The 15,709-nt window shown below is 57.8% G+C and carries 19 protein-coding genes; 1 reads left to right on the forward strand and 18 read right to left on the reverse strand.

What is annotated here, in order from left to right:
- Positions 1 to 11 precede the first annotated feature (11 nt).
- The 18 genes from cysE to ACS3QZ_RS05730 form a co-directional block, all read right to left on the reverse strand.
- The gene (gene cysE, locus ACS3QZ_RS05645; RefSeq protein WP_456036954.1) at positions 12 to 815 is read right to left on the reverse strand and encodes a serine O-acetyltransferase; all 804 of its coding nucleotides are present in this window, start codon (positions 813 to 815) and stop codon (positions 12 to 14) included.
- Between the two features lie 153 nt (positions 816 to 968).
- Positions 969 to 1,322 carry a DUF7742 family protein gene (locus ACS3QZ_RS05650; RefSeq protein WP_456036955.1) on the reverse strand — a complete coding sequence of 118 codons (354 nt, stop codon included), beginning with the start codon at positions 1,320 to 1,322 and terminating at the stop codon, positions 969 to 971.
- Entirely contained in the window at positions 1,323 to 5,243 is a 3,921-nt protein-coding gene (locus ACS3QZ_RS05655; protein ID WP_456036956.1) for a baseplate multidomain protein megatron, read from the reverse strand.
- A gap of 3 nt (positions 5,244 to 5,246) precedes the next feature.
- Positions 5,247 to 5,687: an NlpC/P60 family protein gene (locus ACS3QZ_RS05660; RefSeq protein WP_456036957.1), complete on the reverse strand. Its 441-nt coding sequence runs from the start codon at positions 5,685 to 5,687 to the stop codon at positions 5,247 to 5,249.
- Positions 5,687 to 6,574, reverse strand: a complete 888-nt coding sequence (locus ACS3QZ_RS05665; protein ID WP_456036958.1) for a phage/gene transfer agent baseplate hub protein — start codon at positions 6,572 to 6,574, stop codon at positions 5,687 to 5,689. The genes ACS3QZ_RS05660 and ACS3QZ_RS05665 overlap by 1 nt, the downstream gene beginning before the upstream one ends.
- Positions 6,574 to 7,206, reverse strand: a complete 633-nt coding sequence (locus ACS3QZ_RS05670) for a phage distal tail protein, Rcc01695 family (RefSeq protein ID WP_456036959.1) — start codon at positions 7,204 to 7,206, stop codon at positions 6,574 to 6,576. Before ACS3QZ_RS05670 ends, ACS3QZ_RS05665 begins: the two co-directional genes overlap by 1 nt.
- 16 nt (positions 7,207 to 7,222) lie before the next feature.
- Positions 7,223 to 7,882 (reverse strand): RcGTA-type gene transfer agent tail tape measure protein, encoded by a 660-nt coding sequence (locus ACS3QZ_RS05675; protein ID WP_456036960.1) that lies wholly within the window; start codon positions 7,880 to 7,882, stop codon positions 7,223 to 7,225.
- The gene (locus ACS3QZ_RS05680) at positions 7,869 to 8,078 is read right to left on the reverse strand and encodes a rcc01693 family protein (protein WP_456036961.1); all 210 of its coding nucleotides are present in this window, start codon (positions 8,076 to 8,078) and stop codon (positions 7,869 to 7,871) included. The genes ACS3QZ_RS05675 and ACS3QZ_RS05680 overlap by 14 nt, the downstream gene beginning before the upstream one ends.
- Positions 8,075 to 8,401 carry a gene transfer agent family protein gene (locus ACS3QZ_RS05685; RefSeq protein WP_456036962.1) on the reverse strand — a complete coding sequence of 109 codons (327 nt, stop codon included), beginning with the start codon at positions 8,399 to 8,401 and terminating at the stop codon, positions 8,075 to 8,077. The genes ACS3QZ_RS05680 and ACS3QZ_RS05685 overlap by 4 nt, the downstream gene beginning before the upstream one ends.
- 1 nt (position 8,402) lies before the next feature.
- Positions 8,403 to 8,816 carry a phage major tail protein, TP901-1 family gene (locus ACS3QZ_RS05690; protein ID WP_456036963.1) on the reverse strand — a complete coding sequence of 138 codons (414 nt, stop codon included), beginning with the start codon at positions 8,814 to 8,816 and terminating at the stop codon, positions 8,403 to 8,405.
- A gap of 13 nt (positions 8,817 to 8,829) precedes the next feature.
- Positions 8,830 to 9,249 (reverse strand): DUF3168 domain-containing protein, encoded by a 420-nt coding sequence (locus ACS3QZ_RS05695; protein ID WP_456036964.1) that lies wholly within the window; start codon positions 9,247 to 9,249, stop codon positions 8,830 to 8,832.
- A complete protein-coding gene (locus ACS3QZ_RS05700) occupies positions 9,246 to 9,584 on the reverse strand; it encodes a head-tail adaptor protein (protein ID WP_456036965.1) in 339 nt (112 codons plus the stop codon). The genes ACS3QZ_RS05695 and ACS3QZ_RS05700 overlap by 4 nt, the downstream gene beginning before the upstream one ends.
- Positions 9,581 to 10,180, reverse strand: coding sequence for a head-tail connector protein (locus ACS3QZ_RS05705; RefSeq protein WP_456036966.1), 600 nt, complete (start codon positions 10,178 to 10,180; stop codon positions 9,581 to 9,583). Before ACS3QZ_RS05705 ends, ACS3QZ_RS05700 begins: the two co-directional genes overlap by 4 nt.
- 141 nt (positions 10,181 to 10,321) lie before the next feature.
- Positions 10,322 to 11,503: a phage major capsid protein gene (locus ACS3QZ_RS05710; RefSeq protein ID WP_456036967.1), complete on the reverse strand. Its 1,182-nt coding sequence runs from the start codon at positions 11,501 to 11,503 to the stop codon at positions 10,322 to 10,324.
- Between the two features lie 31 nt (positions 11,504 to 11,534).
- Positions 11,535 to 12,092 (reverse strand): HK97 family phage prohead protease, encoded by a 558-nt coding sequence (locus tag ACS3QZ_RS05715; protein ID WP_456036968.1) that lies wholly within the window; start codon positions 12,090 to 12,092, stop codon positions 11,535 to 11,537.
- Between the two features lie 22 nt (positions 12,093 to 12,114).
- On the reverse strand, positions 12,115 to 12,342 hold the full coding sequence (locus tag ACS3QZ_RS05720; RefSeq protein ID WP_456036969.1) for a GTA head formation protein, RCAP_rcc01685 family: 228 nt from the start codon (positions 12,340 to 12,342) through the stop codon (positions 12,115 to 12,117).
- The gene (locus ACS3QZ_RS05725; protein ID WP_456036970.1) at positions 12,335 to 13,516 is read right to left on the reverse strand and encodes a phage portal protein; all 1,182 of its coding nucleotides are present in this window, start codon (positions 13,514 to 13,516) and stop codon (positions 12,335 to 12,337) included. Before ACS3QZ_RS05725 ends, ACS3QZ_RS05720 begins: the two co-directional genes overlap by 8 nt.
- Positions 13,517 to 13,660: 144 nt before the next feature.
- Entirely contained in the window at positions 13,661 to 15,070 is a 1,410-nt protein-coding gene (locus tag ACS3QZ_RS05730) for a DNA-packaging protein (protein WP_456036971.1), read from the reverse strand.
- A 478-nt stretch (positions 15,071 to 15,548) separates the two neighbouring features.
- On the opposite strand from ACS3QZ_RS05730, the gene ACS3QZ_RS05735 reads away from it, so the two are divergent.
- Positions 15,549 to 15,707: a hypothetical protein gene (locus ACS3QZ_RS05735; RefSeq protein WP_456036972.1), complete on the forward strand. Its 159-nt coding sequence runs from the start codon at positions 15,549 to 15,551 to the stop codon at positions 15,705 to 15,707.
- Positions 15,708 to 15,709 lie beyond the last annotated feature (2 nt).

Below are 15,709 nucleotides of genomic sequence, written 5' to 3' on the forward strand. Positions count from 1 at the left end.
TCGCTGAATAATCAGCTTTTCAGAATTTGATCCATCTCAATGGAAGGCTGCGGACACCCGGCTTCGCCGACAATCTTTGCCGGCACACCGGCAACCGTCGAACAAGGAGGGACATCTTCAAGCACAACTGAACCGGCAGCGATGCGGCTGCAATGACCGATCTTAATATTGCCTAAAACTTTGGCGCCTGCCCCGATTAGAACACCGTCACCAATCTTGGGGTGACGATCCTCTTCTTCCTTGCCTGTACCGCCAAGTGTGACCGAATGCAGCATGGAAACATTGTCCCCGACCACCGCGGTCTCTCCGATGACGATCGAATGGGCGTGGTCGATCATGATCCCTTTGCCGATCCGCGCAGCGGGATGGATATCAATGCCAAAAATCTCCGACGTGCGCATCTGGATAAAGTAGGAGAGGTCATGTCTCCCCTGCTTCCAAAGCCAATGACCGATCCGGTAGGCCTGCATCGCCTGATAGCCTTTGAAAAACAGAATTGGTTGCAAAAGCCTATGACAGGCCGGATCCCTCTCGAACACGGCCATGAGGTCCGCCCGCGCAGCTTCAGCAAGATAGGGATCCGACGCAAACGCTTCGTCTCCGATCTCTCGCAAGATCACCATGGACATCTCATTTGAAGAAAGCTTGGCTGCAAACCGATAGCTCAAAGCCCGTTCGATTGATTTGTGGTGCAGAACACATGCGTGGATAAGCCCCCCCATCAGCGGCTCTTCCCGAACTGCTGTTTGGGCTTCTTCCGTGATGCGTTGCCAAACCGGATCCAATTCGGTCAGTATTGCGCGCTTTTCGGCCATGAACTGCATTCTCCTTTGCGTCCAGAGTACTACAGATAGCGCTTGTCCTGCAAATTCAAACCCGGAATGGCAAAGATCACGGCTTCGAATACCCAAAACGGCTAGAAACCTTCGGCGCGACTTGCCCCATAGGCAAACCTTCGATGCTCGTTGTCATAGCCTTGTTGGTAGAGTCAAAAAGCCTACCTCCAGCATCTCTTTACAGGCGCACGGCTTGGTTTCGGCGACGGACAGGTGACCTTCGATTTCATTCTGCACCACCAAATGGCACCTTCGATAGTCACGGTCTGAGAAACTCGGCTCCGGTGGAAGATGAAACCGCGCAACTGCACTGCACAAGGAGCCATTGCCCCACATCGGATGTGACTTGCCAAACCGATTGAAGTATCGATGAGCGGCTTCTGCTTGCAGCATTATCTTACGACAACACAGCGCGCGCTCCTCATCCGAAACCCTGAACAGCAACCGGGCGACAGAAACGACATCGCCCGGCAGCACGTCACGCATCTATTCAACCCCCAACGAACCGAACCCTCCGGCTCCGAAATGTGCGGAAATCTGAGCGACCTGAAAAGTGAACCCGCCAGTGCACCCGTCTACAGATTGATCCGCGATGCTGTAGACCCAATTGGGCGAAGAAATGACGTCTTCCCTGACAACGCGATTATCCTTGAGAACTCTCACGAGATAGCTTTCGATTTCTTCGCCCAAGGGCACTTCAAGGCCGTCCCAGCCGTCACCCATGATCCGAGTACGCCGTATCCAGGAAAAGCTTTTTTCACCATTTGCATTTGTTGCACAGTGCAAGTGAACGGGCGCATAGGGTTTCAAACCATTTCCAGAGAACGCCCTAATGTGGTGGGAATACGAACTGTCTTCCATCGAACGCCCCGCCGGACCTACACGATAGTGATGTACCACATTTCGCGAGGACGTTGGAAGATCGAGCTGGCGCGGGTTCCCGTCAAGCATTACGAACCAACTCCCTGCCGGCCAAACATCTGGCATCCTGACGTCTGATCCGAGTTGCCCCCTAAGCCGCCCTGAAAGTCGAAAGGTGTCGGTGTCGATCAGCTCTGCGACTTGAAACTGAAACACTTCCCAATTGTCCGTGGAACCATCTCCAATTGCCGCGAGATTGCCGCCACTTAACAACTGCTCAAGTGGAATGCTCTCCAACGCGCCGCTTGTGAGTTTGACTTGCAGGCCATCCCCGCGATCCAACAACCCGGGCCTAGCGGCGAACATTGCCGTCTGCGTCAACCCAATGGTCGAACGCGAATTCACCAAAGTATTTAGTCGGTAATTCGCATCAACCGAAGACTCATGCACCGCGACAGCCCCTGTCCAAGGCTTGCCGGTTACTGCAACATGTGGCGCATGCGGGACCTCGTCACCCGTCATCAGTGGCAAATCAAGAAACAACGTTAGTGCGGGAGTTGGCGGCACAAAGACCGAACTGTGGGGAAGGTCATCATCCAACATCGGCACTTGGTACAATGTCTGCTCAATTGTCGTGGCATCAACGATCTGCATTTCACCAAGATCGACGTGATCGATCCGAAATGGGTTCTCGACTCCATCTTCCGACGAAATCGAGATGACATCCCCCGCACCGAGGCCGAATTTTGAAGGCGGCAGTGCCAACCTGATACTTTCTTTCGCCTGAGCGGCCTCCGCGATCCATCGTTCGGCGACAAGACGGCCTTCAGAACGAGACATGCTGATGGGGAACTCGCTGAAGGAGACAGCATTCGTCGCTTCATCAGGCAAGATCGCCTCTTCGAAAACCGTTGCAAAATCACTTCCCGCCTCGATGAACCCTAACCTGACACGGCCGGTCTCCAACCCCTGAGCCTCTCGTGTTTTTTCAACTACGGCATCAAGGTCTCCGGCCACCGCCAATTGGTTCCTCTCCAGCGCGACGATTTCGTTGCGACCACGCATCACGAAATTCAAAACGCCGTCCCGCTCAACCGCATCAAAACCGTGGCACAGCATCAACGGCTGCAACATCGCACGGGCGTCGGCGACGTTTTCCTCAACATAACCGCGTACCACGCCTTCCAACTGGGACGCATCAAAATGCATCATGCCTGAACGTTCGCAAATTTCTGACACCACGCTTTCAAGCGTTCTGTTGGAACTCCGCCCCGTGATCCAATGCCCCGTTTTATAGTTTTCGCCGTCATTCCAGTCCGTCGTGTTATTTGGAAAACTGGGGAAAGGTCGAGTATCCCATGCCCAGACATACATGCGCGAGACATCAATCATCCGACCTTGATATTCAGCCGATACTGGGTTGTTTTCTTCATCTTCCCAGTAACTGCGCATCACCTGAAGATATCGTTGTTGAAGGAAATCGTCCCTTGCCCCATTCGAGAACCAAGGCACCGAAGACTCCGAAGATTTAGGATCAACAAACTTGTTCGGCTGATTGGTTCCTTTGTTGATCGCACCACACCCGATTTCCGTGAACCAGATGGGTTTGCTACCCGGCACCCAGGGTGTGGATTCCGCGGATCGAATTCCACCGATGCGATCATGGTGAGAATGCGACCACCAGTTTCGGATATCCTTGTAGCGAAACACCCATGGTTCATCATGAGTTCCGTCGGAAATCGCGGTTCGGCGCTGCGCGAAACGCGCCTCCTCCGAATGGTAATACCAATCATAGCCTTCACCTCCCTCGATGTTGGCCTTCAGATACTCCGGATCGTAGATCGACCCCCACTCGGCTGCATCGATATGATCCTTTCCGTCACGCCAGTCGGACAGAGGCATGTAATTGTCGATGCCGACAAAATCTATATTGGCATCAGACCACAATGGGTCGAGGTGAAAATAGACATCGCCCGAATCGTCGTCAGGTTGATAGCCGAAGTACTCGCTCCAGTCTGCCGCGTAGCCGATTTTGGTTTCAGCGCCCAGAACCTGCCGTACTTCAGCTGCAAGAGTGATCAGCGCCTGCACAGCCGGGAAACCGTGCTGCCCGATAATTTGCGTCAGCCCACGCATTTCCGAGCCAATGCAAAAAGCATCTACACCACCAGCTGACGCGCACAACGCCGCATTATGCAATATGAAGCGCCGATAGCTCCACTCTTCCGGTCCATTGTATTCCACGCTATCTTCGCCGACGGTGAAATCAGCAGCGCTCGCTGTCCCAAAAAAGCTTACAACTTCCTGATCCGCCGCTTCGCTTCCCGAAGGAGAACCGTCGCGCCCATGCGCCGCAGAAAGCGTGATGCGCCCGCGCCAGGGCAGAACCGGTTGGTTATCCGCGCCGTCCCAAGGATCCGGCAGACCGTTCCCCTCCAACTGTTCCATCAGGATAAAGGGATAGAACATTACCTGTAATCCATTACCTTGGAGATGCCGGATCGCATCCCGAACAGATTGGTCACAGGGTGTTCCCCCGTATACGGGTATACCGTCCTTGCGGGGAATCTGCTGCGCCGACTCGCGGGTCAATCCACTAACACGCCAGGGCATCTCCATCGCGTCAGCATCTTTTTGCTCGACTTTTGGGCGCAACTGACACTCACCGACACGAAGGTCATCTCCAAACCAGCTGACAACAAGCGACGCCGCTCCACAGTTGGGAAGCTCATCACGCAACGCATCAACAGAAGTAACAAAGTCGGTCTTTCCTGATGGAGAATGCTCATTCACCGTACGGAATTCCGCCACATCTCCGCGAATTCTTACGGGCGTAGTTGCCAAAGCATACTCTCCCGAGCCCGGCATCAAGGCGACGGCACTCACGCTCCGAGCCATGTCTGAATCCGCGTCCCCGACATCTTGCGGGGTGCCACGAATAACCTCAAAGCTGAATTGAGGAACGCGGTTGCCAAATTGCTCCAAGGGCAAGTCCTCTAGCACAACATAGGCTGTCCCACGATACGAGGGGACCGCTCCCGCGCCCTCGATAGCTTCCATCTTCGGGTCGGGCTGCTGATCCATATCGCCCTTGTATACGCGCATATTCAGGTCATCTGGAGAAACCTCATTGCCGTCAGCCCAGATACGCCCAACGCGCTGAATTTCACCCTCGCAAAGCGCTAGCGCCATGGACACCGAATAACTGTACGTACGCGTCTTCGGTTTCGCTGGCGCGCCCTTTCCGCCTCCGCTGACTGACTGCGTTTCCTCGAAACGACTTGCCCAGATCACCTGCCCGGCAAGACGCATGCGTCCGAAAACTCGAGATTGTGTTGCGCCCTCGGCCGATCCCGATATCCGAAACCTGTCCACACGACCGGTTTCTACGGTCTTGGCCCCTGATCCCAGAATTCTCTGATCGACAAGTCGTCCTGCGCTCGCCCCAACCAACCGTCCGAGAGCAATCGCCGAGACGCCAGCGACACCACCGCCCAAAGTACCACCAATTGCAGCCCCGGCTGCAGCCAAAACAACAGTCGCCATTATTCAACTCCTGGGAAATTCAAAAAGCGCGACAATGCGCCTGCGCCAAGGCGCGCTGAGAGGACTTTCAATGACAGAATGTCCCGAATATGCATGTGTAAAGTACGGCGATACGCCGGTTTGCGTGACAATCCCCAAATGCTTGGCCACACAGCGTTCTTTCATTCGGAATAGGATCACATCCCCTAAAGCTAAGCATTCACTTGATTTTTCCGTCAGGTGTCGGCGCGCGCTAGTCCACAACTCTTCTCGACCCTCGGCTTCTGACCAGTCGCGGCTATAGTTGGGGATGATCTCCGGCTCACCATGAAATAGTTCCCGCCAAACACCCCGAACCAGACCAAGGCAATCGGTGCCGGCGCCCCGACAACTCGCCTGATGTACGTAGGGCGTCCCGATCCAAGCACGCGTCACGCGCACGACTTCCTCGCGCGTTACCATCATCAGCGTCGGCTCCCGCCAGAAGCTGTGCCGTCCGATTTAGGGTAGCTCGCCATCCAGTCTTCACCAGGGATGTCCGGGAAGCCCTGAAAGTTGAGCGCATTCCCGAATTTGAACCGGCAGGTATTAAAGCGCTTGTCACATCCGGCAACAAGCTTGAGCGTATCTCCGGAAACAGGCTTTGCACCCAGGGGTTCCCAAAGCTCGATGACCCGTTCGCCGGAATCCCGCACATAGTCGCGCTTGATGACACCGGACAGGCCCGAGGCAGCGCCAGTTTCCATCCGCAAAAGGCCTTTGCTGAACCAGCCGGCTTCGAAATCCACGAGAGATCGCCATTCAAACACACGTCTCCCATCAACAACATCAACCTGAAGCATCGCTGAATACCCTGAAGTCTCAACGTCAAAACTGCAATTGGTATCTCCCAAAACCGCGGAACACGGCTTCTGGTAAACACGTCCGATCGGCTGGTTCAATGCCTCTGACAGTCCGCGCAACTCGGCCCGAAATGCGCCTCCGGCACGGTGTAGCGCGCCAATTGTACCTCGGAAAACAATACTTCGCTGGCTGACATCGGCCCAGTTTACGATCCAGGCAACCACTTCGGCGCCATCAAATCGCCCGGCAAGAATATCCTCTTCGCAGACCGTCGAGTCGCTCAACACGCCAAGAGCCTCGGTATTGTCGATGGACAAACCTGTGCTTTGCTCCAGAGACATCGCGGTCAACCCACTGTCAGCGCGAAACGTGAACCCTTCGAACTCAAGCGCGCAATCATGATCCGTGAACCCTAGACGTGCGCCGTCACGCCGTGTCACGCCCCAGGCACGCGCCACGGTGGTGAGTCCCGTTTGCAGGTGTGCTTGCAAAGCTTCTTGAAACGCCATCACACACGCACCTCGACGACCGGAACATTCGGAACATCGCCTGCTCTGAAACTGGCAACGCTGGTCTGAATGCGGTCAGTATCGAAGCGGACCGGAACATCAAACTCGAACCCGGCCGTAATCTCGGTCTCCAGGCCTGGCGGCTCGAAAAAATGAACGAGCCCGGTGTCGGCCTCGACTTCGAAATGCACGCCTTCCCTCAGTTCATCCCCGGCGAGACCAACCCTGACCGTCCCGGAAACCGGTTTGGCAATCGGGCGTTGATAGGAAAAGACACCCGAGCGATAGTTTTTCGCCAGTGCAAATGTCTTGGTTGCGTCATCTCCCCGCGCAATGATCTGATCGCGATAGTCCGGCGTATCAGACGGTTTACAGGACTTGAAATCAGACCAATCTTTCCAACGAAACCCGTGTAGTTGACCTCGACGGGCTTCGAAAAAGGCAATCAGAACCTCGATATCGTCCAGCGATTTGACACCGACGCCGGCGTCGTAACGGCGGCGCGAATGCGCCCAGGCCGTGTTGCGCTCCTCGAACCCATTGGCCAGCGTCACGACATCCGTACGCCTTTCCGGTCCACCAATAGAGCCAAAACTCAGGTTTGCCGGAAACCTCACTTCATGAAACACCATGTTTCATCCCCCTTTTTCAGCCGTTGCGTTGACCGCGAGACATGATGCGATTCATCTGGGCCGCGATCTGACCCTGAGAACGCCGGAACCCCTCGACATCCGGTGTCGTGATATTCATCACGACATTGACAGCCCTCCCGCCGCCTGCCTGAACGCCGAGACGACCATCGGGGCCCCTGCTCAGCGGCATGATCGCCTCGGGACCTGCCTCCCCCATCAGTCCGACGCCACCGCGCATCGGAAACGTTGTTGGGCCCGAAACGATCCCGCCCTTCGCGAAAGGCATCACACGCCCCTGCGCGAATCCGGCACCGTTGGCGAACGGAAGAATGCCTTCAATCATATTGCCGACCCCGCCCGCGATAACTCCGCCCAGCTGGTCGGTGACAGGTGTCAGCGCCGCTCTGTAGGTGGCGTCGATCATCGACCTTGCTACGGTTTCGAGCGCATCCGACAACTTCATCCCGTCAAACACCAGGCCATCAAATGCCTTGCGCAAGCCGCGCCCGATGCCTTTTTCAAGTGTCGCCACGTCTTGTCCGGTTGCAGACAAGGCATCACGCATCCGCTTCAGCTCGGTGTCGAACCCGGCGGCAACGGCCGTGGTCTGCCCAAGACTGACCTCAAGCGCATCGACCTGCGCCTCCAGCTCGTCCAATCCTTCAATTTCCGTCATCTCGAATTCCCTTTGCTTGATCGGGATAGGCACTCAACAGCTTGTCGAGGCCGCTTCTGTTCATCGGAACCAGCCCACCTCCCTGCCCCAGCAAAAGCGTCAGCTCGGCTGGGGTGAGCGCCCAGAATTGTTCCGGGGGCATTCTCAGCCCCTCGAACGCGGCCCTCATGAGGCGGGGCCAGTCAAACCCACTCATGAAGACACTTCTCCCGGAACGACAAAGGCACGCGCCAGCGACTCGGCGGCGACTTTTGCCGCATGCAGAGCTCCCCCTTCAATGTCGGCGCTCACCAAGGCATCCGCATGGCCGCGCCATCCGCCACCCCGAAGTCCCGCCAAGATCAGCGTCAGCACATCGCGGGAGGAAAACGCTCCGGTTTCGAAACGCTCGACCAGTTCGACAAGCGTTCCGCTTTTCAAGCCGTCTTCCAATTCTGCCAAAGCGCCCAACGTCAGCTTGAGAACATGCGGTTGGCCATCAATCACAAGCTCAACCTCACCTGCCCACGGATTGGCCATGTCAAAGCGCCACGAACGTCAGCGCGCCAGCAGAAGCCAGCGAGAGTTCGTACGTGGCTTCGCCGTTATGCGTACCCGAATACTCAACGGACGAGACCTGGAACGGGCCTTCCACGATCCCGAAATCGGGGATGATGACCTGAAAATCAGGCGTCTCACCATCAAAGAAAATCTGGCGTGCCCTTTCGTCCGTGCTGGCGTCCTTGAAAACACCAGCCCCGGAAATCGACGCCGATTTCACACCTGCGCCGCTGAGCAGTTCTCGCCAGCCTCCCTGGCTCTCTAGCGAAGTCACGTCCACGCTTTCCGCGTTAAAGCTGATCCGGGTTGCCCGAAGCCCCGCAATCGTCTCGAACTGGCCGTCCCCGGTCAGATCCACCTTGATCAAAAGATCCTTGCCATTCTGTGCACCCATGATGCGCCTCCACTTAAGAAATCAAATCGTCTTCCACGCGCGCGCGGAACTTCAGGTCGATGCGACGTAGCCCGGACACCGTGTCCCGTTTGGCCACTGCCTTTTCGAATGTCATGAAAACCATCCTGCCCCGCGACAAGGTCAAGTTCGCGCGGTGCAGCACATCGCTGACTGCCGCAGCCGCCTGTTTTCCTTGGGCAAAGCCACCAGCACTGGAAAATACCGACACAACGAGCCGATGTTCGGCGCCATCCCCGCCCGCATCCGAGCGATCCAGCGTCGTTTCCGCCCCGAGAATGACATAGGTATCGGGCGCAATCCCCTCTGGAAGCTCGTCATAGACGGCGCCCCCAATGAGCGAAGACAGCGCGACGTCCGTCGCCAAGGCCTGAAAAACCGCGGCCTGAAGGGCCGCCGCAATTGCGTAACTCATGCCACACGCTCCTCTTTGGCGTTGCAAACCAGATAGCGGCCGTCGGGATCCCACTCTGCGACGCTTTCGATACGGAACACGCGGGTTCCTTCCCGAAAGCGCTGTCCCGCCTCCGGGCGCGATGGTTGTCCTGAAGGGGCCGCCCGCACGAAAATGCGGTACCTCACGGTCGAAAAAGCAGTTTCAGCCGCGTTGCGCACACGCGCAGTCCGCACCTGCACATCGCCCCAGAGAACACCCTCCTGCGTCCAGGCCTCCACGGTTCCGCCGGCGCCATCCGGAAGGTTGCTGCGTGTTTCCAGAGTGAGTTTCCGGCTCAGTGAAACCCGTTTCATAGCCCTGCCCCCATATGCACGCGCACGGGGCGGTACCTCTCAAGGAGGCTCGTGACACCAAACGGCATGCATCCGCTCTGAAGCGTTGTCTCATGCCGGTGCTCGTAGTAATGCGACGCCAGCAAGAAAACCGCCTGAGCGAGATCCGACGGTAGATCTCCCCATGCCGAACCAAACCCGGCAACGAATACAATCAACACGCTTCCGTCCATTGGAATGGTCGGCAGGCACGTTCCAACAGGACGCAGTGTCGGCTGTTGAGCATCCTGCACCAAACGATAAGCACTTGGGGCAACCGTGACCGCGTCCCCTTGTCGATCGATCAACGCGACGCTTTCGATTGCAGACACCGGTGACACCGGAAGCCCCTGAGCCTGCGCAGTGCGCCACCCACTCAGTAGCCAGGAAAATCGTCTTGCAATCAGAACCTTTCCGGTACGCGCCTCCACAGCACTCATTGCCGCCAGTAAAAAGCTTTCCAGAACGCTGTCCTGAAGGCTTTCATCGGAAAATCCACTGCCCAACCGCAGATGGGCCTTGAACTCATCGACCGGCAGGGCCGACGGCGGCACCGAGGTCTCTTCGACTAACATCATGGAAAACTCCAATAATCCACCCTCTCAACAGGCTGGGCGCGCGCCCTCACGTCGCTCGAACGGAGGGGAACGGCTAGACAACGCAAGATAACTGGCGCGCGCCCGAACAAAGGCGGTGTCCCGCCCTTGTTTCCTCGATCGTTAGGAGACCGAGAACCGCAGAAGCTTGATCGCGGCAAAATCGCTCACATTGCCGCCAATGCGCTTGGTCGCATAGAACAACACATGCGGCTTGGCGCTGAACGGATCCCGCAGCACCCGCAGGTCCGGGCGTTCGGCGACCGTGTAGCCTGCGTTGAAGTCGCCAAAGGCGATCGCGTCGGCGCCCGACGCAATGTCCGGCATGTCTTCCGCAATCAGCACCGGATAGCCCAGAAGACGCGCCGGTTCACCGGCGGCAAGGCCATCGGACCAAAGGAAGCGGCCGTCACCATCCTTGAGCTTGCGCACTGCGCCCGCCGTCTTGGAGTTCATCACGAAGGTACCGTTGGCGCGATACTGGGCACCCAGCGCATAAACGAGGTCGATAATGGTATCCCCGCCATTGAAATCGCCGTCCACACCCGTCGGGACATAGCCAATATTGCCCCAAGTCCAGACATCATTGTCGACCGCCGCGTGGTTCAGAATACCGGTCGGCTTATCGACACCGTCGCCATTGATGAATGCGGCCGCCTCGGCGCGTGCAAACTTGTCGGCGATCCGACCTGCAAGCCAGGCCTCGATGTCGAATGCACTGTCATCCAGAAGACGCTGCGATGCCTTCGGCAGCGCACTGAGTTCATGAAGCGGAATGGTGATCCGCTCGATGGTCGGCGTGCCGGTTTCACCCGTCGCCGAGGATTCATCTGCCCAGCCAGCGCCCGCTTCGGTCGAGTCGATCAGAACATCAAACGATCCCGCCTCGACATTCACCACATTTGCAATCGCGCGGATTGAAGCCGTGGCATTCAGCACAGACTTGATCGACTCGGCCGTCTGCGGATCGACAAGGTAGCCACCGTCGCCATTCACCGCCGTCGACATCGACTTCCCGTCCAGCTCAAGGCCACGGAGCCCATCATCCTCGCCGGACCGAAGATAGGCGTTGAAAGCCTTCTGGTGCGGGGCATCAAAATCGGTTGCCGCTGCCAGAACCGGGCGCGTCGCAACAAGGGATTTACGTTCAAACTTGGTCATTCGATCTTCCTGTTTTTTCAGTCGGTCATCAATTTCGCTAGAGAAGTTTTTGAAGTCGCTCATGAAACCCGCCACGGCAGACTTCACCTCGGCTACCGGAGACACATCTTCCCCGGTCCGAGCCTTCGCCTCGGTCTTACTCATCCACAGATCCTTAGTTGAGTTTCTGCCAGCGCTAGTAGCGCGCCAGCTCCCGGCGGGCGCCCTGAATGGTCGCCGCCAATTCACGCAAAGCGGCATCGGTGCCAGGGGCTTCCCCCTTGGCCGCCACCCGCGCACTGGGCAACATCGGGAATGTCACGAGCGACACTTCCCACAGCTCCAGTTCCTTCAAGAGCCTTTGGCCCTTGGCATTCTTCGTCGCCTTCAACGTGCGATAGCCAATCGACAACCCGTCGATCGCCCCCGCCTCGATCAGCTTGGCGGCCTCGCGTCCTTTATCCACATCGGTCAAGAGCCTCCCCTTGACCCAAAGTCCGCGCGCGTCTTCGCGCACCTCGTCCCAAATGCCGATTGGTTGGGCCGGATCATGCTGCCACAACATCTTCACGCTGCGCCCTGAGGCGTTCAACGCCGCAAGCGAGCCCGCATATGCGCCCTTCTGTACGACATCGCCACCCTGATCCACGGACCCAAATAGCGAGGCATATCCTTCGATCACGGCTCCGTCTTCCACGTTCAAACCGTCCCCAAACCGCGCGAATTTGCGCTCCAGAACATTCTCGAAATCCATCCTAACCCCTTTCATCTGTGCCCTAGGGCACGGCACTCAATAGCGACTGAAACGCCTGCGCGAGGATCACACCGACCACCCCGTAGACAGTCAACCAAAGCCGTTTCTCCAACCGCTCCATCAACGCCTCGATCTTGTCGAGCCGACGGTTCAACCCGTCGAATTGCAATTTCGCCACCCGCTCATGCGCCTCCAGCCGCAACGCCGGGGCACAATCAAATGACTCGAACCCATATCGCTGTTCACCCATCCAAGTCCCCATCTGCCTCTGCGGGCAAACCAAGCAGGGCGCGCTTTTCCGCAACTGTCAGAAAGCCGGCATTTGCCACCCGCGCCCATTGCGCGTCCCGCTCTGCTGACAACGCCGGCACCTGATCCAGGTCGGGCTTCAGCACGACACTCTCTCCAACAAAATCCGACAACCATGCCCCAACTGCCGCCGTAACCCGCGTTGCCAGCGGCAGAACCGTCAACCGATAAAACGCTCGATTGGCTTCTTGGTAGTTTGCATAGGTCGCGTCACCCTGAATACCGAGCAGCATTGGAGGCACCCCAAAGGCCAGGGCAATCTCGCGTGCTGCGGCCTCCTTGGTTTTCTGGAATTCCATATCGCTGGGCGAGAAACCCATTGGCTTCCAGTCCAACCCACCTTCCAGCAGCATCGGCCGCCCAGCGTTCCGCGCACCCTGATGGTGGCTCTCCATTTCTCCCACCAGCCGGTCATATTGATCCGCGCTCAGGCTCCCCTGCCCGTCACTGCCCTTGTAAACGATCGCACCGGACGGTCGCGCCGCGTTGTCGAGCAGCGCCTTGGACCAGCGCGACGCGCTGTTGTGCACATCAAGCGCCATCGCCGCGGCCTGCATCGGCGAGAACCCATAGTGATCGTCCTGCGGGTGGAAGTTCTTGATGTGACACACCGGCGAAATGCCGCGCGCATCAAAGCGGTGCTTGCGTGTACCAACGGCATATTCATAGGCAACAGGCCACCCATCCGCACCTGGAACCACGCTCATGCGATCTGAGCGTAGCACATGAAGTTCCAGCGGCATCCCCTGATCAGCACCAACCGCCTCGAGATAAGCATTTCCCGACAACAGGAGTTGCCCGAACAACGCCTCAAAAAGCTCTGCACGGCCCTGAATTGCATTTGGCGACTGGATCAACGACAGAAGCGGGTGCGTTTCAAACCTCTGTTGCGCATCCTGCAAAACCAGCGGAAGCGCCGATGCGGCCTCGGCAATCAGCTTCACAGAACGATACCCCACCGGGTTTCCGGAAAATCCTGTCCGGGTCAACGAAACGGTGTCGCGCGGGCTCCAGGCGACTCGACCGGCGCCTTGCCAGGCCACGACAGGTCCGGTTGCGCTCGCCTTCTGCTCGGGCACGTCTTTGCCCCTGCGCCGCAAGAAATCAAATACCATCGTCTGATGCTCCCAAGCTACCTGTGCCCCGATGTCCCGAGTTTGAAACCGGCGCCAATTCCTGTGTCCGCCTTGGACTGGAAACGTTATCGCAGAGTGATCTTAAGATGCGGCTTGGGCACCGTGCGGTGCCCGTTGCCTCTGTCAAATGGCGCGAAACCGCGGAGCGCGCCACTTGGCTGACGGTTCGATGATTAGTTCCGTCAGGGCCCAGACCAACGCGTCCACCCTGTCGGGGCTTCCGGTGCCTTCAAACCCATGCAGGGTCATGGCACACATCTGGTCTTCCAGCAAATTCAACCCACCGAGGTGACTGACCCGCCCCAGTTCATACAGCGCCGCAACCGGTTCGGCCCGCGCCGCCTTGCCACGCGATGCACGTACCGCCTTGAATGGGACCAGCGGGTCGATCTGCCGGATCACCGATTGAACAAGGTCTCCGCCCTGGTTAACCTCTGCCACCAGCTTGTCCGCCCCCCAACTTTCCATAGCCGCGATCGCAACACTGGCCCAGCCTTCGGGGCTGGCCGCCCGCACAGTTGCATCCTCAAGAACAACCGCCTTCCAATCCTGAACCGGCCCACGCGTATTGGCCCCGACAACCACGATGCCGCATTCGTCGGACTTGGAATGCCCGGTCACGGGCGGGTCAACCGCCACAACAATCCGATCCAGCTCCGGGGCCTTCGCAAGCCTGTGGGCATCGATCATCTCGCGCTTCCACAAGGCGCCCTCAAGATCCTCCAGCAACACTCCGTCCAACTCCTGCCGGCCAAGCTGCGTACCCTCGTAGCGCGCCCGCACCTCCTCCAGGAAGCTCTCGGCAAGATAGGCCCGATTGGCCTCGGTAGGCGCCGTGGTCTGAACCGTGCTTGACACTTTCAGCAAATCCTTGAGCACCGAAACGTTGCGCGGCGTCGTGGTCACGCATTGTTGCGGATGATCCCCAAGCCGCAGCCCGAACTGCAGCATGTCCCATGTCTCACGCCCGTTGCGCCACTTGGCGATCTCGTCCACCCACGCAGCGTCAAATTGCGGGCCGCGCAACCCTTCCGGGTCGTGGGCCGAAAACGCCTGTGCCACCGCCCCGTTTGGCCACACCAACCGCTTGCGCCCGGCTTCCCAAACGGGTTTTCGATCCGGCGGAGAGCATGCCAGAATACCGCTTTCGCCAAAAATCATCACCTCACGGACCTGGTCGATTGTTTCCCCGACCAGAGCGACCCGGCGCGCGCGCCCAGCTTCTCTTGGGCCAGATCCCTCTACCATGCTGCGCACCCATTCAGCGCCCGCGCGGGTCTTGCCCGCGCCGCGCCCTCCAAGGATGACCCAGGTTTTCCAGTCACCTTCCGGCGGAAGCTGGTGCGGCAAAGCCCAGAAATCGAACAAAAAAGGGAGAGCCAAAAGCTCTCCCTCGGTCAGACTATCCAGGAACGCTGCCTGAACCTCGGCAGGTTCTGAGGCGATCCAATCGGCACCGTATCGAAGATCGTGCGGTGTCGAGGTCAAGGGGGCAGGCTCTGCCCCGACCGGTTTTCGTCTTGTGGCGCTCATTCAGTCTGTTCTCCGTTTCAATAGCCAGTCGGACACAGGCGCGTACCTGGCCCAGCAATCGCTGCAACTCTTCGACAAGTTTCTGCTCTTGGGTCACTTCAACGCCGTGAAGATGGCCAAGTTGCGTTGCCATGTCGGACAGGGATTGCCGAAGACCGCCGATTTGCCGGCTCAGGTCAATTGCGTCGTCAGGCGGAGTATCTAAGGTCATATGTGCTCGGTGCCTCTCATGCGCAGTCCACCCCTCCGCACAAGCGACATGAAAAACGGCCCGCAGGGTTTCCCCTACGAGCCGTTTCGCACGTCTTCCAGCGTAAACATGTTTTACCAAACACCGAACGCAAAGTCAATATTTCACTTATTTTCAAATAGTTAACAGAAAGTACGCTACCTCAAAGTGCGCCACTGCACCCAATCCGCCCAAATTTGGCCAAAATTGTCACGTATTCCAGACAAAGTTTTGAAATCTTGTGCGCAAATGACGAGCACAAAAAACCTGACACGCAGCGCCACACTGATCCTGAGCCTTGCAACGATCGGCATGGCGATCAGCGCACAGATTGCCCCGGCAAACACAGCGACCGCAACCAACTTTGCAAGTCCTGCAGCGACCTACACGATCACCCTCATCGACTGACC

The sequence above is a fragment of the Shimia sp. W99 genome, from assembly GCF_053851455.3.